The following is a 5225-nucleotide window of genomic DNA, read 5'->3' as shown; positions in this document are numbered from 1 at the left end:
TGCTGTCGACCATGGCGTTCATGATGGCCTTGGTGCCGTTCTCGAAGCCGGGCTTCTCGAACATGCCGGCAGGGCCGCTCATGAACGAGGTCTTGGCCTGCTCTATGACCTTCCGGAAGATCTCGATCGACTTGTCGCCGATGTCCAGGGCCGCTCCCGCCTCGGCCATGTCGCCGGTGAGCACGGATACCCTCTTCCCGTCCTTCTCGACGGCCACGTCCACCGGCAGGAGGATCTTCTGGCCGAATTTGGCCATGACCTCCTTGGCGCGGGCGAAGTTCTCGGGAGTGAGCTCCTCGGCCAGCGGGACCCTGGAGGCACCGCCTATGTCGACGCCCCTCGCCATGAGGAAAGCGTTGCCGGCGAGCCCGACCACGATGACGGTGTCCGCGGTGCCGTTGCCGAGAACCCTCTCGATCATGTGGGGGATGTCCCCGAACTTGGCCCCTCCGAGGATGAACACGGACGGGCGGCGGGGGTTGTTGAAGATGGTCCTGAGAGCGTACATCTCCTTGGCCATCAGCCTGCCGGAGGCGGAGGGGAGGACCTCTTCGAAGCCCACCAGGGAACACTGGGACCTGTGCGCCGCACCGAAGGCGTCGCAGACGTAGATGTCGAATAGAGGAGCGAGGGCGGTGACGATCTCGCCTTTGGAATGCCCTGCGGAATCGAGCTTGGCGACCTCGGAGTCTATGGACCTGACATTGCCGAGGAGGAGGACCTCCCCTTCGCCGACCTCTTTGATGGCGGCGACCGCCTTCTCCCCGATGACATCGTCCACATACTTCACGGGGGCGTTGAGGTCCCTCGCCAGGATCGCGGCGTGCTGGGACAGGTCGGTGAAATCCCATTTGCCCTTCCTGCTCTGATGGGCCAGGATCACCACTTTGGCCTTCTTGCCCATGAGCTCCCTGATGGTGGGTATGACCGCGCGGATCCTCGAATCGTTGATGATCTTCAGGGTCTGCCTGTCCATAGGGCAGTTGATGTCCACCCTGAGAAGCACCCTCTTTCCGCGGAAGTTCATGTCGCCGAGCGTGTTGTACGTGTCCTCCATGTTCCTGCCTCAGTGATCGATGCCGAGCGCCCTGTTGGTCTTGGCCACGGACTCGGGCCCCTCCATCATCTTGAACATGGACCTTATGCAGTCGATGTTCTCTGGGATGACATCGGACTCCTGGTGGACGGCCTGATAGTAGTACAGGGTGTCGCCGACCATCTTGATCCCGTCCGACCAGACGCAGATCTCGTACATGTCGGACCTGCTGCGGCCGAGCTCGCGCGCCAGCTCCATGATCTGGGCGGTGCTCTTGAGCCCGTCCTTGGAGGAGATCAGCCTCACGCGAGGCATCTTGGCGAACATGGCGACTGCCTCCTCGGTGGTGATCTCCTTGCCGAGCCTGACCACCACGGCCTGGATGTGCATGAGGGTGGTGGAGGCCTTGATCGCCATGGTTGTGATGTCCAGCCAGGGGAGGACGGACTTGACGTCGAGCCCGTGATGGGTCGGGAGGGACACCGACGGCTCCAGGGCGTTGATGGGCCCCGATTTGCTGTCGCCGGGATCGGCCGCGCGGCGGACGATGGTGACGTAGGCGTTCTTGATCTTGCACTCCCTGTCGAGGACGCTGAGGGTCCTGAGGAGGGCAGTGGTGTTGCAGCTCACGACGCGGGAGAACTGCATCCCCCACGAATCCTTGTAGTTCGCAGTGGAGTTGAAGGATACGCCGGTGAGGCCGTGCTCCTCGCCGCCCTGGAATATGGCCTTCTTCCCGGCCTTCTCGTATTTCGCCTTGTCCTCCGGGCCCACGGTCCCGGGGGTGCAGTCCACGATTATGTCGGACGCGGCGATGAGGTCGTCGATGGTCCCGGCGACCTTGATCCCGGCCTTATCGAAGGCGGGGATGCTCTCAGCGGGGACGTACAGAGGGATTCCGGCGGCGACGGCCGTCTGCGCCTCGAACGTGGGCCTCGTCTTCGACACCCCGATGAGCGTCATATCGTCCTGTGCCAGGACCGCCGTCGCGACCCTCTTGCCGATCGTTCCGTAGCCGTTGACTCCGACCTTTATCTTAGCCATGGGATCTTCACTGGGGAAACGATGGCGTCCACTCATATAATAGTAATCTCAGCGGGCCCCGCAGGCCAGTTCCATAAGTGCCAGAGGCATTTACGGCGGGGCCCGGTCCGCTCTGTGCGGAGCGGGTGGCCCAGGGAACGCCGTTGCCGAAAGGTCCGTTATTTTATAATCGTCAGTAGATAGCGTCCTGATTCGCATGAAAGGCTCGAAAGCGCTTCTCAGGATGCTCGAGGACCGCGGCGTCAGGAACGTCTTCGGATACCCGGGCGCCACCGTCATCCCGATCTACGACGAGTTCCTGGAGTCGGACGTGAGGCACATCCTGGTCAGGCACGAGCAGTGCGCCGCCCATATGGCCGACGGTTACGCCCGCGCCTCCGGGAAGCCCGGGGTCTGCCTGGCCACCTCCGGCCCGGGGACCACCAATCTTGTCACCGGGATCGCCACCGCTTACGCGGACAGCATCCCGATGATCGCCCTCACGGGACAGGTAGGCACCAGCTTCCTGGGCGCCGAGGCGTTCCAGGAGGTCGACTCCTATTCCCTGATGATGCCCGTCACCAAGCACAACTTCCGCGTCCTCGACCCGGAGCGGCTCCCGCACGCCATCGATGAAGGCTGGAAGATATGCCAGATGGGCAGGCCAGGGCCGGTCCACATCGATATGCCCGTCGACCAGATCAACTCCGATATCGATTCGGAGCTCCTCACCAAGAGCTGGGGCGTCAAGCCCCCGGCCGAGGATCTGTCGGGGATGTCCGATGCGGTCTCCCTGATCAGGAGCGCGGAGCGCCCCATAATGCTGGTCGGCGGCGGGGCCGTCAACGCTTCGGAGGAGGTCATCAGACTGGCAGAGCTCACCGGCATGCCGATCGTCACCACGCTGATGTCCCTCGGCGTCGTCCCCTCTGAGCATCCGCTCAACCTCGGCCCCCTGGGGATGCACGGGAGGATGGGCGCGCTCGACGCCTTCCAATCGGCCGACCTGGTCCTGGCCATCGGCACCAAGATGTCCGACAGGACCTATAACCCCCACACCATGCCGTCGGAGACCTGCAGGGTCATCCAGATCGATGTCGACGCCACCCAGTTCGGGAAGTCCAAGCTGCCGAGCGTCAACATCCAGTGCGATGCGAAGAAAGGCACCAAGATGCTCTTGGACAGGCTCAGGGGATACAGGGATGCCCACTCGGAATGGGACGGCCGCTACGCCAAGCTCAGGAAGCTGTGCCAGTGCGACTTCGATTACGATGCCGATCCCATCCTCCCGCAGAAGGTCATGCACGAGATCAACCGCCTTCTGGCCGACAGGGACACCATCGTCACCACCGATGTCGGGCAGAACCAGATGTGGGCGATGCACTGCCTCGACGTCAGATACCCGAGGCAGTTCATAACCTCCGGGTCCTTCGGGACCATGGGCTTCGGCCTCCCGGCGGCCCTCGGCGCGAAGGTCGCGAGGCCGGAGGCCAAGGTCCTCACCGTCGTCGGGGACGGGGGGCTGCAGATGGTCATCCAGGAGCTGGCGACCTCGGTCGCCGAGGACATCCCCGTCACCATCGTCCTCCTCAACAACGGATGGCTGGGCATGGTCAGGCAGTGGCAGAAGCTGTTCTGGGACAAGAGGTACAGCGGCACCAAGCTCGATGCCGATCCCGATTTCGTGAAGATCGCCGAAAGCTACGGCGCGTGGGGCATCCACGTCACCAAATCGTCGGAGATCCGCGAGGCACTGGAACGCGGCATGAAGTCCGACACCACCTGCCTGATCGATATCCGCTGCGACCCGGAGGCCGACATCACCCCGATGATCCTTCAGGACCCCAAGGTCCCGATCGTCATGGGCAGATGCCCGTACAGAGTCTGAACCCCGAAACCCAACGCCCCCGGTTTCGCGGACTGGGGGCCTTTATTCCGCGTACCCGGGACCGGCACGGAGTTCGAACACAGCATCTTCGCCGATGCCCGAGACATCGCTCCGCACTGGTGATATCGAATCTCCAATCCGAAAGCCCGCGGAAGTCGTTCCTAACACGGACCTTCTCGGGCTCCTGGCACTTCAGCCCGGCCTTCTCGGCGAGCTCTGGGATTAATGCCTCCACAGGGACCTCGGTCCCATCTATCACGGCGTTCCCGGCGAAGAAGACCGCCTTGGTCTTCCCGAGGATCTCGCCGACGGAGCCGATGAGCTCCCCGAGTTCCTCCGCATAGCGGCGGACGAACATCGATTCTTTGGAATCGCCCAGGTTGCCGAGCGTATCTTTGAGAGAATCGGGAGCGGGGCCGCTTGGCCTCCATCCCTCCATGTACCTGTCCAAGGGCTCGAGCGGCATCCCGATGCATTGGGCGTCCCTGCGCCTCATCACAGCATCGTCAACGAAGAATCCGGAACGCTGTGCCAGCGTGCGGTATTCAGTATCGAACGAAAGCGAAGGGGAAGGCAGGAAGGTCATGACAAGCCCATACATCTTCCTCAGCGGGCAGGGGATCCCATCCGCGCCCCCTTCGGAAAGGACCGCAGGCTTATCCGGATTGTCCGGCAGGGCGTCCCTGACCTGCGACACCCCGTTCCAGAACGTCTCCATCCCCACGGACTCGTCGAACTCGCCGTCTCCTTCCAGCAGCTGGGAGGCCCTCAGGTAGGAGACGAACAGCAGGTCTCTGATCTCGTCGCGGCCCTCGTTGGGGAGATGATGCAGCCAGCGCCCCAGGAAGTCGCCGCGTGCCTGAGGGTACCGGTAGGCTCCCGCGATCTCCGGGAGAGGATCGGTGTCTGATTCCCAGAAGACCTCATCCGTGATCGTCGCGCAGGAGTACCCGAGGGTCTCCGCGGTCTTCTTCCCGTAGATGCCCGTCTTCGCCTGCGCCAGTTTCATGAGGAGCGGATCCGGGCAGAGCCCCGTGCCGCCTATCCCGAGATATGCGCAGGCGAGGCTCACTGTACCGTCCGTGACGTAGGGGTCGAGCACCGTCCTGGGGTTCTCTTCCTCGAGCACTGCATTTACCAGCGTCACTTCGTACCCCCGGGATGCGAGAGGCCATGAGTAGCGGCCGCAGCCGCCTTCGGACGGTTCCATAAACGTATGGAGGCCGAACATCGTTATAGGGATAGCGACCTTTTTTCAATTCAAAAATATTTATTTTT

Annotated in this window: 4 protein-coding genes; 1 reads left to right on the top strand and 3 read right to left on the bottom strand. The window is 62.7% G+C overall.

Annotation, left to right across the window (positions count from 1 at the left end; all coding sequences use genetic code 11):
* Together AUQ37_RS07680 and AUQ37_RS07675 are read right to left on the bottom strand one after the other, a co-directional pair.
* A partial coding sequence (locus AUQ37_RS07680; protein ID WP_058748096.1) for a phosphoglycerate kinase occupies positions 1-1057 on the bottom strand: 1057 nt, incomplete at its 3' end.
* A 9-nt stretch (positions 1058-1066) separates the two neighbouring features.
* Entirely contained in the window at positions 1067-2080 is a 1014-nt protein-coding gene (locus AUQ37_RS07675; RefSeq protein ID WP_058748095.1) for a type II glyceraldehyde-3-phosphate dehydrogenase, read from the bottom strand.
* Between the two features lie 196 nt (positions 2081-2276).
* Between AUQ37_RS07675 and ilvB the strand changes: the two genes are divergently transcribed.
* A complete protein-coding gene (ilvB, locus tag AUQ37_RS07670) occupies positions 2277-3947 on the top strand; it encodes a biosynthetic-type acetolactate synthase large subunit (RefSeq protein ID WP_058748094.1) in 1671 nt (556 codons plus the stop codon).
* On the opposite strand, the gene AUQ37_RS07665 is transcribed toward ilvB, so the two are convergent.
* On the bottom strand, positions 3919-5157 hold the full coding sequence (locus AUQ37_RS07665; RefSeq protein WP_058748093.1) for a hypothetical protein: 1239 nt from the start codon (positions 5155-5157) through the stop codon (positions 3919-3921). The two genes, ilvB and AUQ37_RS07665, sit on opposite strands and share 29 nt — an antisense overlap.
* Positions 5158-5225: the final 68 nt, after the last annotated feature.

This window comes from Candidatus Methanomethylophilus sp. 1R26, assembly GCF_001481295.1.
GTDB lineage: Archaea > Thermoplasmatota > Thermoplasmata > Methanomassiliicoccales > Methanomethylophilaceae > Methanomethylophilus.
The sequence above is the reverse complement of the archived record's forward strand: the minus strand, read 5'-3'. Positions and strand labels throughout refer to the sequence as shown.